This window comes from Streptomyces natalensis ATCC 27448, assembly GCF_000935125.1.
Taxonomy (GTDB): Bacteria; Actinomycetota; Actinomycetes; order Streptomycetales; family Streptomycetaceae; genus Streptomyces; species Streptomyces natalensis.
The window spans coordinates 24499-39034 of record NZ_JRKI01000033.1 but is presented as its reverse complement, the minus strand read 5'-3'; the positions used below and the strand labels follow the sequence as shown (position 1 = coordinate 39034).

General features: G+C 69.1%; 18 protein-coding genes. 5 read left to right on the top strand and 13 right to left on the bottom strand.

Annotation, left to right across the window (positions count from 1 at the left end):
• The first annotated feature begins 78 nt into the window (after positions 1-78).
• A complete protein-coding gene (locus SNA_RS24615) occupies positions 79-978 on the top strand; it encodes a hypothetical protein (RefSeq protein WP_030064112.1) in 900 nt (299 codons plus the stop codon).
• 220 nt (positions 979-1198) lie between these two features.
• Here SNA_RS24615 and SNA_RS24610 read toward each other — a convergent pair whose 3' ends face one another.
• The 10 genes from SNA_RS24610 to SNA_RS24575 form a co-directional block, all read right to left on the bottom strand.
• The gene (locus tag SNA_RS24610) at positions 1199-2773 is read right to left on the bottom strand and encodes a hypothetical protein (protein WP_063894104.1); all 1575 of its coding nucleotides are present in this window, start codon (positions 2771-2773) and stop codon (positions 1199-1201) included.
• 70 nt (positions 2774-2843) lie between these two features.
• A complete protein-coding gene (locus tag SNA_RS24605) occupies positions 2844-3347 on the bottom strand; it encodes a hypothetical protein (RefSeq protein WP_030064114.1) in 504 nt (167 codons plus the stop codon).
• 67 nt (positions 3348-3414) lie between these two features.
• Complete coding sequence (locus SNA_RS24600) at positions 3415-3774, bottom strand: hypothetical protein (protein ID WP_241779820.1); 360 nt, start codon at positions 3772-3774, stop codon at positions 3415-3417.
• Positions 3771-4532: a hypothetical protein gene (locus SNA_RS24595; RefSeq protein WP_044366840.1), complete on the bottom strand. Its 762-nt coding sequence runs from the start codon at positions 4530-4532 to the stop codon at positions 3771-3773. Before SNA_RS24595 ends, SNA_RS24600 begins: the two co-directional genes overlap by 4 nt.
• 4 nt (positions 4533-4536) lie before the next feature.
• Entirely contained in the window at positions 4537-4695 is a 159-nt protein-coding gene (locus tag SNA_RS42745; RefSeq protein WP_157880080.1) for a hypothetical protein, read from the bottom strand.
• Positions 4689-5114 carry an ASCH domain-containing protein gene (locus SNA_RS24590; RefSeq protein ID WP_030064118.1) on the bottom strand — a complete coding sequence of 142 codons (426 nt, stop codon included), beginning with the start codon at positions 5112-5114 and terminating at the stop codon, positions 4689-4691. The genes SNA_RS42745 and SNA_RS24590 overlap by 7 nt, the downstream gene beginning before the upstream one ends.
• Positions 5114-5392, bottom strand: coding sequence for a hypothetical protein (locus SNA_RS24585; RefSeq protein WP_030064119.1), 279 nt, complete (start codon positions 5390-5392; stop codon positions 5114-5116). The genes SNA_RS24590 and SNA_RS24585 overlap by 1 nt, the downstream gene beginning before the upstream one ends.
• Entirely contained in the window at positions 5389-5673 is a 285-nt protein-coding gene (locus SNA_RS24580; protein WP_030064120.1) for a hypothetical protein, read from the bottom strand. Before SNA_RS24580 ends, SNA_RS24585 begins: the two co-directional genes overlap by 4 nt.
• An 85-nt stretch (positions 5674-5758) precedes the next feature.
• A complete protein-coding gene (locus tag SNA_RS44810) occupies positions 5759-5893 on the bottom strand; it encodes a hypothetical protein (protein WP_275042032.1) in 135 nt (44 codons plus the stop codon).
• A 5-nt stretch (positions 5894-5898) separates the two neighbouring features.
• Positions 5899-6216, bottom strand: a complete 318-nt coding sequence (locus SNA_RS24575; RefSeq protein WP_052808981.1) for a hypothetical protein — start codon at positions 6214-6216, stop codon at positions 5899-5901.
• 312 nt (positions 6217-6528) lie between these two features.
• Between SNA_RS24575 and SNA_RS24570 the strand changes: the two genes are divergently transcribed.
• From SNA_RS24570 to SNA_RS24555, 4 genes are all read left to right on the top strand, one after another.
• Positions 6529-6858 (top strand): hypothetical protein, encoded by a 330-nt coding sequence (locus SNA_RS24570; RefSeq protein WP_044366839.1) that lies wholly within the window; start codon positions 6529-6531, stop codon positions 6856-6858.
• A gap of 113 nt (positions 6859-6971) precedes the next feature.
• Positions 6972-8822: a coiled-coil domain-containing protein gene (locus SNA_RS24565; RefSeq protein WP_030064122.1), complete on the top strand. Its 1851-nt coding sequence runs from the start codon at positions 6972-6974 to the stop codon at positions 8820-8822.
• Between the two features lie 336 nt (positions 8823-9158).
• Positions 9159-11441: a type IV secretory system conjugative DNA transfer family protein gene (locus SNA_RS24560; RefSeq protein ID WP_051877157.1), complete on the top strand. Its 2283-nt coding sequence runs from the start codon at positions 9159-9161 to the stop codon at positions 11439-11441.
• Complete coding sequence (locus SNA_RS24555) at positions 11441-12133, top strand: hypothetical protein (protein ID WP_030064124.1); 693 nt, start codon at positions 11441-11443, stop codon at positions 12131-12133. Before SNA_RS24560 ends, SNA_RS24555 begins: the two co-directional genes overlap by 1 nt.
• Before the next feature lie 72 nt (positions 12134-12205).
• Here SNA_RS24555 and SNA_RS24550 read toward each other — a convergent pair whose 3' ends face one another.
• From SNA_RS24550 to SNA_RS24540, 3 genes are all read right to left on the bottom strand, one after another.
• A complete protein-coding gene (locus SNA_RS24550) occupies positions 12206-13321 on the bottom strand; it encodes a hypothetical protein (protein ID WP_030064125.1) in 1116 nt (371 codons plus the stop codon).
• Complete coding sequence (locus SNA_RS24545) at positions 13318-13995, bottom strand: hypothetical protein (RefSeq protein ID WP_030064126.1); 678 nt, start codon at positions 13993-13995, stop codon at positions 13318-13320. Before SNA_RS24545 ends, SNA_RS24550 begins: the two co-directional genes overlap by 4 nt.
• Positions 13996-14106: 111 nt before the next feature.
• Positions 14107-14532, bottom strand: a complete 426-nt coding sequence (locus tag SNA_RS24540) for a hypothetical protein (protein ID WP_030064127.1) — start codon at positions 14530-14532, stop codon at positions 14107-14109.
• Between the last annotated feature and the right edge of the window lie 4 nt (positions 14533-14536).

Genomic DNA, 14536 nt, shown 5'->3' with positions numbered 1-14536 from the left:
CCCGCGTAGGACGGTTCAGAAGTTCAAAAACCATCTGGTGCCGGGCAGGCGGGAAGGCCGTACGCGACAATCGGGCGCGTGCCGGAGTACCTCTCGATCAACGCGCTGGACAGGCTCCTCGACGACCTGGTCGTCGGTGAGGCGCGCCGCCGTCAACTCGCCATGGTCCGCGGCGAGCTGCAGCGTGCCCTCGACCGTGGCGCCCTGCCGTTCCAGGCCCGGCGAAGCCTGCGGCGGCTCCTTGAGGAAGACGCCCTTGGCCCGTACGTACGGCTCGCGGAGTCGGGAACGCTGCGGACCCGCCTGGTGAAGGGGGAACGTCCGCGCACCTCGGTCTCGACCAACGAGATCCGCCGGCAGTGCCTGGACGTGCTGCGCGACGCGCTCGGCCTGTCCGTACTCCAGCTCGGCGGCGGCGCGCTGCCGTTGCAGCCCACCCCGCAGTTCGGGGACCTTGCGACCCTGCGTCGCGAACTCGACCAGAACCTCGCGGGCTCCATGACGCCGGGACGCATCCGGTTGGTCGCCGTGCTCGCCCTGGTCCTCGACGCTGCCCCCCGCGCCGGCGAGCTCGTCGCGCAGCGCCTGGACGACCTCGCCCCGGGGAACACCGCGGTGTACGTCGAGCGGCGCCCACAGCGCGGGGGTGGCGACCAGGCCGGTGAGGGCGACTGGTTCGAGCTGTCGCCGCTGAGCCGGGCTGCGCTGGACCGCTGGCTGCCGGTGCGCGCAGAGCTGGTCCAACGAGCTCACGGAACCAGCCGACTGTGGGTCTCCCTGTGGCACAACCACGACGGTCATCCGGGCGAGGAAGGCTCCACGCTGAACCGTCCGCCCGGCATGCCGTTGGAGGAGAACGGGCTGATCACCAGCTACCGCCGGGGCCGTGCCCGGTACGGGTTCGCCGGGGTGCTGCCGCCGAAGCTGGAGCAGCTGCGGAGGGCGGTCCTCGCCGAGATGCCGCCGGTCGCCCTCTGAGTTCTCTTCCGTCCCTGGTGGCTGCTCTGGCCTGTTGCTTCCAGGCGGAGCGCGAGGGCCGCACGGCTTGTTATTACCCTCCGGTAATCCTCTTCCGGCGATTCGGCTGGCGGTCGCCAGCGGCACGGGGAACGGCCATCTCCTCCGATGCCCCGGACCACAGCTCGGTGCCCTTCTCCATGGCGCCCCCTTCAGTGGCGGTTCGGTCCGAGCGCGGTGGTCACCGGTTGATGGGGCGGTTGTGCAGCTGTTGGAGCCGGGCTTGAGCTGTCGAGACGTGCCGGGGGTCCAGGGCAGGCAGCTGTCGGAGGAGGTTCATCAACTCGGGCCCGGTCTCTATCGCGTCCTTGGCGTCCGAGATCTGGTTCCAGCAGTAGTGCGCCCCTCGTGCGGCGTTGAGTACCTCGGGGGCATCAGGTGCCTGATGCGCGAGGCGAGTGCGTGTCGCGGACACCCACAGCTGTGTGGCGAGTGTCCAGCGGCTGGCGATCCTGGCGAGGTCGGCCCGGATTTCCGCCCATTGAGTGGCCTGGGGGGATTCGTATCCATACCGGCGCAGTGACTGCTGCTCCCATGCTGCGGCCATCTCCGCGGCCTGGTCGTGTCGGCCAGCCTGGGCCGCTTGCCAGATCAGCGGCCGGGGGTCCGGCTCCCGGGTTTCGTACGGGGCGGGCTGCTGTGGGAGCGGATCCGGGACTGGCCGCTGCACGGGCTGAGGCTGAGCTGGGACGGAGGCGTACGGCTGCTGTGGTCCGGGCTCCGCATTCGGGCGTGGTCCCCGGACCAGCTGCTGGGTCGGTTGGTCGCCGGGATGTACCGAGGCGCCCTGGGCCGGTGGTGGAGTCGTGTGCTGGGCGATCGGGGAAAGTGGCGACTGGGGCTGTGGTGCTGGGTGCTCGTCTTCCGGTTTGGTCGCCGGGTGCGGGGTTGGAGCATGTGGGTACGGGGGTTCAGGGGTCGGTTCGTCGAGCTGGATGGGCGGGGGCGACAGGTGCTCAAGGCCCGGTGCCAGCTCGGGGGGCTCCTCGATGCGGCGGCGGCCTGGCAGGAAGGAGAGGTCGCCGGCGAGAAGCCGCTGCACGTTCGTCATCGGCGGCTGGTAGTCAGGCTCGGCTGGTGGGGCATTGACTTCGCGGGTGGCCGGTATGACCAGCGTTCCTGGCGGCAGCGCGGCGGCGGAGACGGTGAGCGCGTGCAGCCGGGCGTTGCTGGGCCGGGCGGAAGTTGAGCGCAGCTGCTTGATCCATTCCCGGGTGTATGTGCTTGTCCCTTCACCGCTGAAGGCTGGCGGGACAATCACCCCGTACACCTCGGCGGAGGTCGCTGCCGGGAGCGTGCCGTACTCCTGCAGCAGGGGCCAGGTGGCCTTGTCTGCGGCGAGGTCAAACATCACGGTGGTCAGACCAGCGGGGCGATTGCGCAGCTCGTTGCCCAACCACTCCCACGGCAGTGCCGTGTAGCGGGCGGTGGCGGACGTGGTGCCGACCAGCGCGAGGTAGAGCTGTCGGCCGCGGCGGTCCACGGTGAGACGCCCGGAGAGGTAGATGAGCAGCGGTCCTGGAGCCGCGGCGGCGGCCCGAAGTCGCATCAGCAGGGCGTTTTGGTCCCGCGCGCCGTCGAGGTACGTGGTGTCGCTCGGGACGGTGCTGTTCAGCAATACGGGGACGGGAACGATGGACAGCGCGGCCAGGTTCGCTGACGGTTCGACCTGCACGGTCCGGCGGCGTACAGCGACGTCTCCCGCGATCAGGAGCACATGCCCTCGTTGCTGCTGTTCCACCCCGTTGATCTGCATAGACAGCACCGTACTCACACGCAAAAAGCCCCGGCGAGCCTTTCCGCCGGGGCTCCTTGCTGCGGTGCTGTCACATGTCCATCTCGAAGTCGTCATCGTAGGCGTGCTCGATGCCCTGGGGCTCCGGCACCCGCGGTTCCGGCCGCGCGTGGTCGCTCGGCGTTCCGACAGGCGTGCCCAGCTCGTGCTCGTACTCGGTCAGCGTCTTGAGTTCCTCGGCCCGCTGACTGAGTACGACCGTGTTCTGGTGGTCGATCTGCTGCTCGGTATCGGTGGGTGCCTGCGGTCCGGTGATCGCGTTCCAGACGTTCTCGACGCGGCTCCCGCTCATCTCCTGGGAGTTGGTGACCTCCTCGGTGTTGCGCAGGCCCTGACCCCAGTCGTACTCGGCCCAGATGCGTTCCTGCGTGGTGCCTTTGAGCACGCCCCGGGTGTACTGGGTGGTGCCGACCCGCTGGGTGTCCTGGATGTCGACGTCGTCCCACGTCGTCAGATCCAGTTCGCCGGCGTCCGCGGCGAAGCTGTCGTCGTCGTAGATGAACTCGGCGGCGGGGGTGGGTTCGATGTCCGGCATGTCTTCCTCTCCTCGCAATGGCTGGGTCCCGGCACCGCTGGCCGGGGCCTTGGCGGTCTTCGGTCGGCTACAGGTCGATGTCGTGGTCGTCGTCGCGGTCGCGGTCCTTGTCCGGCTGGCTGACTGCGGGCTCGGTCGACTCGAACCGGCGGGTGTGGGTGGCGTGGTCTAGGCCCCGGATGGCGAAGCCCTTGTCGCCGTCGCCGCGGTGGGCCTTCTCGGCCTGGGCAACTTCCGTGGCGCTGGTCCCGAGGGCGTCGAGCAGGTGCCGGGCGTGGGTGGCCTGCGTCTCGTAGGCGGTGATCCGGGCGGCGCTGATGTGCTGGCCGGTCTCCAGCTCGGTGGCGGTCTGGTCGAGCTGCGCGAGGACCGGCAGCAGCGCGGCGACCTCTTGGCCGTGAGCGAGGGCATCGGGCTCGTGAATCACGCCTGGCGCTCCTCGCATTCGGCGGCGGTCAGCTCGTGCGGGGCCTCGTGGCCCGCGGCCTTGAGCAGGGCGGCGACGTTCAGCTCCTCGCCCGGCGCCACGGCGTGGGCGTCGCGGGCTGCGCTGGCAGCGACCAGTCCCTCGACGGTCTTGCTGATCGCCTCGACCCGCTTGGCCTCCGTGCGGTAGGCCCACTGCGCCTCGACCGACCGGTTGTACCCGTCGATGACCGCGAGGGCCTGTTTGGTGCGGCTCTCCGTCTCCTTCATGACCTGCTCGTGGCGCTGCTCGCGTTCCAGGCGTCGGTCGGAGCGCCACAGCGGGGCACAAACTGAGTAGACGGCGGTGGTGCTCAGCAGCCACATCAGGGCTCGCGCCGGCCAGAGGGGGGTCCAGGCTGCGATGCCGAGTAGGGCAAGGGTTCCGCCGGCGGCGTAGGCGAAGGCGGTGGTCTGCTTGTCGCCGTTCTGTTTGGCGGCCGAGATGGTCCCGGCCGTGGCGGCGAGGCCAGCCAGCAGACCGCCGATCCACAGCGGCTGGGCGGACCCCTGGGGCAGTTGCTCATGCCACGCCCACGCCAGCGCGGTCGCCGCGGTGGTCATCAGGACCGGCGCGATCCTCCCGAAGTGCTCCCACAGCACCTGGGCGAGATTGCGGACCGGCGGCAGCGGTTCGACGTTGGCGATGGTGGAGGCGGTGATCCGGCGCTCGCGGCTGAGTAGGTAGTGCGTCGGGTCGAAGGGGAGCGGGTCGTTCACTGGGTCACATCTCCATCTCGTGGTCAGGGGCGCAGGCAGTGGCTGGGGCCGGCTGCTTGTCGCTGGAGGCCAGCTCGGCGAGCACCCGCGCGTGGCAGGGCTCGCCCTCACGGCACCAGCGGCCCAGCCGCTGGGCCCTGAGCTCTTGTCCGTGGGTCAGCACGGCTCCGCCTGCTCCAGCAGGCGAGAGACCCTGGCCTCGTCCAGTTGCAGGCAGACCCTCGCGAGCAGCGCGTCGGGAGGGGTCCAGAGCCCCTGAGCGCCCTTCCAGGGCACCGGGAGAGGCAGCGCGGTGACGTCTTCCAGCACGTGGTGGTAGTGGCCGGGGAGGGACCAAGGGCTGCACGCCCCGTCGTCCGGGTGGCAGTTCGCGAGGCGGGCAACGGCGACCACGGCCCCGAGGTCCAGCTGCAGTCCGCGCACCACGGCGCTCACGCCGCGTCCGGGTCGGCGGTCCGGCGTCAGGCTGGCGTGGATGAGCAGAGGGCCGCGGTATGCGGTCCGCCAAACCCGGTTTTCGATGCGCTTGTCGGCGTGGGCGATGGCGGCGGCGTAGGGCTGGCGGATGGTCAGAGCGCGCATCAGCTCATCACCCCCGCGACGGAGCGCCCGATACTGATGAGCAGCAGGACGATGACCACGGCGGTGACGACCGCGCCGCGGCCGGTCGCCGAGATGACCTTGCGCGGCTGCAGGAGGGGGACCTTCCAGGCGGCGAGGGCCACGGCGGTGATGTAGGTCAGGATGGTGACGCCGATGAGGTTGCCCAGCCCCACCCCAGTGAGCAGGGCAAGGGTCGCGACCAGGACGGCGGCCAGGGTCGCCAGCCAGGCGACGATGCGTTCGCGGGTGAGGCTCATCGGGACACCGCCGTACGGGGAGCCGGGAGCTGGGTGGTGACGTGGGCCGCTTCCACGGCGTCCAGGCAGGCGGTCATCCGGGCAGACGCCGTGTCGGGGTGGCGGCCGTACTCGTAGGCGACCTGGGCTTGAGCAGTCTTCGCACCGTCCGGACCGAGCAGGTCAGCACGCTCGTGGATGAGGTCGAGGACCGTGTCCGGGTCGGCGAACTCGCGGGCGGTGGCAGGGGATACGAACAGGAAGGTCGCCAGGATGGTGGTGACCTTGGAAGGGGTGCGCACAGCAGCCTCCGGATCAGGAGAAGAGCAGGGGTGCTGCTCGCCCCGGGCGGACGGTGTCCGCCCGGGGCGAGCGGAAGGTGACGGGTCAGCCGTTCGCGCTGGCAGCGGCCTCGCGCAGAGCTCGTGCGCGCTCGGCGGCCTCGGCGGCCTCCTGGGCGCGGCGCAAGGCATCGGCGGCGGCGATCTCCTCGGCGCGACGCAGGGCCTCGGCGGAGTCCACGGCGGTCAGCCGGCGAGCAGCGCGGCGTTGTGCGCGTGAGGGCGGGCGGGCTCGGGGGCGGGCTGGCGGCCGTCACGCTCGTGCGGCTGCGGGCGCAGCGGCAGCGGGGGCTTGGCCTCGCTGTGCACGGTGTTGGGGCAGGTGACCACGCCGTTGCGGGTGACGACGGCCTCGAAGTCGCGGCAGTCCAAGCACGTCGGCCGCTTGACGACCGGTCCCCAGATGCCGGCGGCGAGGACGTACCGCGTCGTGCTGAGCACAGCCGGGGCGCTCATGGCGACCTGGTAGGGGGAGATGCTGCTGCGGATGACAAACTTGCTCATGGATGTCCCTCCAGTTCAGGGGTGTCTCGAAACCGGAAGGCGGTCGCACGCCTGTCCGGGGAAAGCCGGGGCCGGCAAGCCCCGGTTGAGAGGGCCGGGCTGTGTGCCTGGCCCTCTCGCCTTACACAGAGAACACTAACCGCCAGAGTCTTGAACTTCAAGACTCTTGAGGTATGATTCTTTTCGTGGAACATCACGAAAGGAGGGACCGTGCAGGGGATAGCCCAAGACCGGGCCAGCCATGGCCCACCGAAGATCCAAGGTCATAGTCTCTTGGGGTCATTGACTCCAAGACCCCGAGGGGGCGACAACATGGCCCAGGACCCGGCCGCGAGGCGCTCGTCGAAGAACCTCAGCGAGGCAGCGAAGGCGGCGCGCGAGCAGCTCTCCCCGAAATACGTGCAATTGAGAGGCGACCAGCAGATCGAGCTGGACGTCGTGGCGCGGGAGCTGCAGGCGGCACGGACGCACAAGGGCGAACGGATCACCGCGAACACTGTCATCCGCGTCGCCGTGGACACCATCCTGGCCCATCGCGAACACCTCGTCGGGGACACCGAAGAGGAGCTGCGCACCAACCTGCTGGGCTACATCAAGGAACTACAGAAGAGGCCCGCGGGCTTCAGAGAGGACGAGGGATGATCATGCGTCCCGGTGAGACTACGGACCCTGGCCCCTACTGGTCAGCAGGAGAGTTCAGTCAGCTCGACTGGTTCGGGACCGCCCGACGCGTCCTGACGGAGACTCCGTCGTGGGTGCTCATCGTCACCGCCGTCGTCCTGGTGCTGGCCCTTCTGCTCGTGCAGTACCTGACGGTCCGCAAGATCGTCGCGGACCGGAGGCGGGCGGCAGAGGAGCAGCAGCGCATCCGCGAGACGGAGGGCGCTGAGGCTGCGCAGATGCTCGGAGGCATGGGGCCCGCCGGCCGCGTCGCCCTGGGCGGCGTCCTGGTGAGCCTGTACGGCCTGTGGGGATTCGCGAGGGGAACCGCAGAGCTTCCCTTCCTCGTCGCCATCGGCTTTTGCGCGATGTTCGACGTGCTCGAACTCCAGCTGTTCCGGCTGCTGTATCAGACGGCCGACCCGCGCAAGGGCAAGACGCCGCAGTACAAGCTCATGCACGGCACGGCCTGGGGCCTGGTCTCGCTGAGCGCCACGGCGAACTTCGTGCACGCCCCGAACGCGGTGAGCGCGCCGTTCATGGCTGTGATGCCTGCGGCTGCGGCCTGGGTCATCGAGCTGGAGCTGCGCAAGCGCATGGCGGGCAGCGAGAAGGTTGAGGAGGACAAGGGCAGCGGCGGACCGATCCGTCTGGTCATCAAGATCTGGCACAAGGTGTGGGCGGCCATTTACGGCGCGGCCGGCATCGACCCGGGCGAGAAGAACAGTGAGATGGCGCAGAAGGCGCTCGGTCGCAAAGCCGCCAAGCGCGCCTACGAATTGCGGCTGAGCCTGGAGCGCCAGCAGGGCCTGCAGCGGCAGGTCGAAGCTCTCAAGAGCGAAGTGTCCAGTCGTGAGAAGACTCGTCGGCTCGGCGAGTTGCAGGCTGAGCTGGACACCCTTGCCAAGCGCACCCGCGGCCCGCGCAAGCGCGCCCAGAAGATGCTGATGCGCGGTGACCTGCACGAACCGGCGGCGACGCTGGAGTTGCTGCGCCGTATGGCCTGGCTGACGCGTACGGACGACGTGGCGCTCCTGACCTACGGGCCGGACAGCAAGGCCAAGCAGGTCATGGAAGAGCTGAACATCGCGGCGAACGCCGACTTCGTCGAGGCAAGTAACCGAGCCAAGGAGATCAACGCCCGCGCTGCAGAGGTCGACAAGGTCCGGCGGAAGACCGAGAAGGAGATCGAGGAGGCCACCAAGCAGCTCAACGCCCTGAAGGGCGAGATCGAGACGGCGAAGAAGCAGGCCGATGAGGCCGTGGAGACGGCCACGAAGCAGCAGGAAGAGGAGCAGAACAAGCTGAGCCTGTTGCGCGAGGAGCGAGAGCGTCTGGAGTCCAACGACGCCAGCTCGGAACAGCTCTACAAGAAGACCTCCGACGAACTCGAAACCGCCCGCCAGGAGCTGGCCAGGGCGAACGAAAACGTACGGGAGGCGCAGGACAGGGCTCGCGAACTGGAAGGCCAGCAGGGGACTCTGCAGGAGCGGCTCAAGCGCACGCTGGACGAGCAGGAAGACCTCAAGCGCACCGCGCGGGAGATGGCCGACCAGGCCCAGGAAGCACGCAATGAGGTGGTGCGTCTGCAGGAGCGACTGGCCGTGGTTGAGCAGCAGGCCGCCGGCGTTTCGGCGAAGTCAGCCAAGCCGCGTGGGGTGGACGCCCGCATCGACGCCCCCCGCAAGGACCAGGGCATCGATCCGGCGAACGGCGGTGGCACCCGGGCCCAGATCCGCTCCCTGCTCCAGAAGCTGAGTCCAGACCAGCGAGAGCTGTCTCAGCACCAGCTGGCCGCGCTCCTCGAACCGGACCTCAGCGTGGGTGCGGATGCGATCCGCAGGCACTTGCGAGCCATCGCCAACGAGGAAGCAGAGCACGCAAAACCTGACGTACCGGGCCAGCGTGAGGAAACGGAACCCGCCGGGCACGGGGTCGAGCAGTGACCTCGCCGAACGGCGTGCACTATCCACAGGCTGATCACCTCACCGTGGCTGATGTGCAGATCACTGCAGGAACGGCCGGCGCTCTCACCGGCACCCGGTCCGCGATGCCCGCTCCGTGGGCTGCGCGCGGCGGGGTGTCCGGTCTGGCGGGCAGCGTGCCCACACCAGCCCGCCCTGCGGGAAACCGCGTGACCACATGCGGTAGGTCCGTAACGATCGGCAGTAGCAATGCCTCGAATGTCAGTCCCGCGACGTATACCAACTGGAGTGGCCCCCGCGCTTTCTGAGCTTGGCGGCTACGGCACCGGGGCCACTCCCGACCGAAGGAGAACCTTCGTGAACGACAACAGTAAGGGCACCCTGACCAACACAACCACCACCGGCGACCAAATGGCGACGGACAATGCGGCACCCGCCTGGGAGCCGACCGAGGGCGATGCCCTCAACAGCATGCTGTTCTCCACCGAACACTTCGGACGGCAGGGGGTGCGCCTGACCGCGCTCGCCGCGCCCGTCACCTTTCTCGCGGCGGAGAACACCACCGAGGGACCCGGCGAGATCCTCGGCAAGGTTTTCGGCGGCATCATCGACCTGGGCGGCACGCTCTTCGTCCAGCAGCCGCTCCTGACCTCCGCCATGAGCCTGGCACTGGTCGGCGCCGCGTACTTGAAGCTCCGCGGCGACATCGACTTCACCCGCGACGACGGCTTCGCCAGCAAGCACAAGCTGCGCAAGGCAATGGGCAGCGCACAGCTGGTCAAGCGACGCAAGGTGCTGCGCCCCAGCCTGGCGGACGTACCCAGCCGCAAGGTGCCGGTGAATGCGGTTGGCGTGTACGTCGGCCGGGACCGCAGGACGGGCCTGCACCTGTACATGGCGATCGAGGACAGCTCCCTGATGCTCGCTCCGATGGGCGCGGGCAAAACGGCGAAGCTGTCGAACTGGATCATCGACGCGGAGGGCGCAGTCCTGGCGACGTCCACGAAGTTCGACATCGTGGAGTGGACGGAGAGGATGCGGGCCCGGGTCGGCCGCATCCTGCTGTGGAACCCGCAGGGCATCGCCGGCCGCGACTCGAACATCGCCTGGGATCCGGTCATCGGCTGCGCGGACCCGGAGGAAGGCGTCGAACGGTCCATGCGGCGGGCCCGCTACCTGCTGGAAGGCAGCGACGCGACCAAGGGTGTGGAGAACCGCACCTTCTGGCTGACCGCCAGCTACAGCGTGCTGAAAGCGTTCCTCTGGGCGGCCGACGCGGATGGCCGGAGCCTGCTGGACGTGGCCCGCTGGTCCAAGAACGTCCGCAACTTCGAGGCCATCGAGATCTTCGAGAAGTACGCGCAGCCCGACCCGGCCAACCCGACCCGGCCGGTCGCCCCGCGCGGCTGGAAAGACGACCTGGTGCAGGCGCAGAAGGTCGAGGGCAAGCCCACGACTTCGGAGAACGTGTTCGGCACGCTGGCCAAGACCTTCATGTTCTTGGACTCGCCGCGCGTCCAGAAGATCGTCGAGGCTGCGCACCACGCGAGCACGCCGCAGTTCGACATCGCCGCGTACCTGAACTCGCGGGACACCCTCTACCTGCTCGGCCGTGAGGACGGCATGGGCTCCCTCGGCCCGCTGTTCACCGCGCTGACCGGTGAGATCTATGAGACCGCCCGCGCGCTGGCACCCATGAACCGCGGCGGGCGCCTGGACCCGCCGTGGAGCATGGTCCTCGACGAGGCAGCCCTGATCTGCAGTGTGCCGCTGCCGCTGTGGACGGCGGACAGCCGCGGCCTGGGCATCAACGTCCACGCCGTGTTCCAGTCGCCGGCGCAGATCTACGAGCGGTGGGGCAAGTACGGCTACCAGACGATCTGGGACAACTGCACGAAGCTGATCCTGGGCGGCCTCTCGAACGACGAGCACCTCGACTCGCTGTCCAAGCTGTGCGGCAAGCACATGGAGAAGCGGGAGTCGCGCTCGACGTCCCCCACCGGCCAGAACGGCACGATGCGCGAGTCCGTGTCGCACACCAAGGTCGAGGTGGACACCATGACGGCCTCGGACATCATGAACCTGGAGCCGGGCGAGATCCTCGTCCTGCGCAAGCACCTGGGCGGCCCGGTCGTCGCGAAGTTCACCGCCGTGTGGGACCGCAAGGACATCAAGAGCGCCGAGAAGTCGGACAAGCAGGCGGCCAAGGCCGAACTGAAGGCCCGCAAGCGCAAGCTGGCCGCCGCGACCTCGGCCGCTCCTCACACCCCGGCAGCAGCGACAGGCCCGACGAACCCGCGGGTCACGCCGACCGAGGATCCGTGGGCGCCACAGCCGCAAGGGCCGTGGGCGCAGCCAACCATGGACACCAACCCGTGGACGGCGGCCCCGGCGGCCAGCGGCTGGGCCACCGACGGCGTCCGCGGCCCCCGTACGGTCCTCGGCGAGGTCGTCCCGCCTGCTGAGCCTCCGGTGGTTCCGGAGAAGCCGGCCCACGCGCCGACGGGTCACCTGGAGCAGGTCCCGCCGCAGCCCGAGCCCTCGGCCCGGCCGGCCGATGCGCAGCAGCCCATCCCGCTGCGCAAGACCGGCACGGACAACGCGGCCATCGACGATGACGACGATATGGGGGCCTTCTGATGCAGCTCGACCCCATGGAGATGCTGCTGCGCCTGACGGGAGATCTCTCCGACGTCAACGGCCGGGTCAAGACGCTCGAAGAGCAGCGGCTCGCCGCCACGCTGGCCGCCTTCGAGGAGAAGATGGCCACCTCGGTGGGCGGCCTGAAGGAGCAGCTCGCCGCGGTCGTCGCGGTGATCCAGCAATTGCAGGCGGAGCCTGAGGAAGAGCCCTCCCAGGCGCCGGGCACCGCCCCGAACTGGAACGACGTCAACCAGGACCAGGCCCGGGAACTGTGGGACTGGTTGACCAGCTGGTGCCAGAACGTGCTGTGGCCCACCTACGCCGAGTCGGTCTGGAAGCCCTGCTGGTACCGGCACCAGCAGGTGCGCATCCAGCTGACGTGGCTGTGCGCGTACTGGCACTGGGCGTACGAGCAGCACGCCCCGCCGACCCGGGCCGCGGAGTGGCACGTGCGGTGGTGGCCGCACGTCGAGCAGGTCCTCAAGAAGGAGCTGAAGGAGTGCGGCTACCCCAGCGACGATCTGCCCAAGCCCCGGCACCCTGTCCCGGTGCCGGTGGCCGACCCGGCGGCCCCGCCGGCGCCGTTCGGCATCGACGACTTCGTCGATCACCGGTTCTTCGAGCGGGTGGAGAAGGACATCGCCCGGCGGCCCGAGCCGGAGAAGAAGGACGATGCCACGGCTGAGTGACCGGCCGGGCTGCCAGACGAATGGGGAGTCACCCAAATTTGGGTGACTCCCCATCGGCATGTCCGGGGCCGGCTACCGCTCTTTGAGGACCTCTTCGGCAGCCTCGGCTATCGCTCGTGCCGTCTGCGCGATGGAGGTGAGCGTGTCCGTACGGGCGTGCTGCAGCAGGCCCGACATCACCATCGCGCTGTGCATCCCCTCAAGCTCACTCCACACCTTCGCCGCCTGGTCGGCCTTGCCGTCGTCGGTCTCCTGGTCTCCGGCGCCTTCCGGCCCGCCCGGCCCGGGGGCCTCCTCGGTAGGCGCGTCATCCGGTTCCTGGTGCGGCTGCTCGTCGCTGGCGGGGGTCCCCGAGTCACCCAAATTTGGGTGACTCGCTTCCTCGCCGGCGGTCTGGACTCCGGCCGCTGCGCCGACGGCAGGAGTACCGGGCGAGGGCTGTGCCGCGGGGCGGGCCTTGGTGGACTTGGCCTTCTCGACCCGCTCTTCCCGGGCTGCCATCCAGTTCTCGGCAGTCAGCGCCGGGCGCTCGCCCGGCTGTTGAACTGCCTGGGCCTTGTCGACCCAGGTCTCCAGGTCGGCTGCGGTGACGCGCTTCTTGTTCTCGGCGGCCCAGGTGCGCAGCGTCACGTAGTCGCGGGCTGTCTCCTCCAGGCCGTAGCCCTCGATCACTGGCAGCAGCGCCTGGACGTGGGAGGCCGGAGTCGCGAGCGGCCTCGTCCACTGCTCGGAAATCGCCTTCATCAGCGGCCACTGCTGGATCGACCGGTTGACCTCGGACTCGGACTCACCGAACTTCTCGTCGCAGTACTCCGGCCACGTCCGGGTGCCGTCGGGGCCTCGGTGGGTCTTGCGTTCGCGGACCGCGTGAGCGGCCTTCCACTTGAGCCATTCGGCCTGGTTGGCGTTGGTGTAGGCGGCCTCGCAGTGCGCCAGCTCGTCGATCTCCTGGGCCGACATCGGTCCCTGGGCGTCCAGCTTCTCCGGCTCAGGGATCAGGTCCGGGGTGAACGGCTGCGGGCGGTACGCCTCGTTGACGGCTGCCGCAGCGGGGCTCTGCAGCGGGTCTACCTCGCCGCCCGGCGCGGGCACGGCAGCGGTGGCACCCTGCTGGCCTTCGGCTTCCCGTCCCTCACGCTCGGCCGCGCGCTCGCGGGCCCGCTGCTCCATCTGCCTCTTGTAGCTCACTGCTCCGCCTGCTCCTCTCGCTCCTCGACGGGCAGCAGGCCCCGCTTCTTCATCTCGGTCACCAGCGAGCCGAACGCTGTCTTCCTGGCGTCCACGATCGGGAAGCCCAGAGACTGCCCGAACATTTCACTGCGCGGGATGGCCGTGGTGAAGACGTCGTAACCCTCCTTGGTCATCTCCTCCCGGTAGTAGCCGGTGGAGGACGCATTCGCCACGGTGCGGTTCAGTAGCACCCAGGTCGGCGGCATCCTCCGCGTGGCACGCAGCGGGGCGCTTCGCTTGAGGATGTCCATGAAGGGGGTGGCGTCCGGGGGCTCGACGATCCGTTCCCAGTCCGCGCCGGTCGGCGACATGTGCAGGATCACCAGATCGGCAATCCGCAGCACGGAGTCCGTGATGTGCGGGTGGTTCTCGGAGTGCCCGCAGTCCACCATCGCGATCGTCTTCCCCGCCGGCGGCACGACCTCCTTGTGGAACTGGGCGCTCGCCTGCAGGTGCACCGGGAACCGGAAGTCGCCCTTCGCCTTTTTGCTCCAGTTGTGGAACTGCTTGGAGTGGTCGGCGTCGTACCCCAGGACGTCGTACTGTTCCTCGTCCTCCTCGAGGGCATGGGAGAGCCACGCCGTGTCGGTGGTCTTGGCCATGGTCCTGGGGGACACGTTCGCGATGAGCATGACCTGACCCTATGGCTACTCCTGAGATCAACACACCAGCACGCGCACGGTGCACCCCAAACGGCGTGCGGCCTGCCCAGATGGGGCAGGCCGCACGCTCGGCTCAGGTTCTCACTCGAAAATGGGGCGCTCCTTGTCGACGGACGTTGCCCATTCCAAGGTCCGCTTCACCCCGCCGGCGTACCACTCGGAAACCTCGGGCCACCTGCCCTCGAAGATGGCGTCGGTGGCGTGTCCGGCGATCCTGCCGACAGGCAGGTCCGGGTAGTCATACAGCGTGCGGGAGATCGGTGCCCCGTCGCGCTCGCCGAGCAGCCATCGGGTGGTGTGGATGATGGCCTCCAGGGCGCTCGCCACCCCGTCGGGGGAGCACCACATCATGCGGACGTCGCCCGGTTCCCGCGCCTGAGAGGCCACAGCGTCGTCGCGCAGCTTCTCCAGCTCGCCGCGTGAGCGCGTGACGCCGGCAGGCAGGTCCCGTGCAGGCGCTTGGGTCGGCTGGGTGTTGCCCCGGTTCCACCACGATGTCTCCGCCATAGCG

Bases quoted from the DNA above. Each gene is read 5' to 3' on its own strand.
- SNA_RS24540 (WP_030064127.1), bottom strand. From the start codon at position 14,532: ATGGCGGAGACATCGTGGTGGAACCGGGGCAACACCCAGCCGACCCAA.
- SNA_RS24575 (WP_052808981.1), bottom strand. From the start codon at position 6,216: ATGAGCAAGTTTGTCATCCGCAGCAGCATCTCCCCCTACCAGGTCGCC.
- SNA_RS24605 (WP_030064114.1), bottom strand. From the start codon at position 3,347: ATGCCGGACATCGAACCCACCCCCGCCGCCGAGTTCATCTACGACGAC.
- SNA_RS24555 (WP_030064124.1), top strand. From the start codon at position 11,441: ATGCAGCTCGACCCCATGGAGATGCTGCTGCGCCTGACGGGAGATCTC.
- SNA_RS24590 (WP_030064118.1), bottom strand. From the start codon at position 5,114: ATGCGCGCTCTGACCATCCGCCAGCCCTACGCCGCCGCCATCGCCCAC.
- SNA_RS24570 (WP_044366839.1), top strand. From the start codon at position 6,529: ATGGCCCAGGACCCGGCCGCGAGGCGCTCGTCGAAGAACCTCAGCGAG.
- SNA_RS24585 (WP_030064119.1), bottom strand. From the start codon at position 5,392: ATGAGCCTCACCCGCGAACGCATCGTCGCCTGGCTGGCGACCCTGGCC.
- SNA_RS24545 (WP_030064126.1), bottom strand. From the start codon at position 13,995: ATGCTCATCGCGAACGTGTCCCCCAGGACCATGGCCAAGACCACCGAC.
- SNA_RS24610 (WP_063894104.1), bottom strand. From the start codon at position 2,773: ATGCAGATCAACGGGGTGGAACAGCAGCAACGAGGGCATGTGCTCCTG.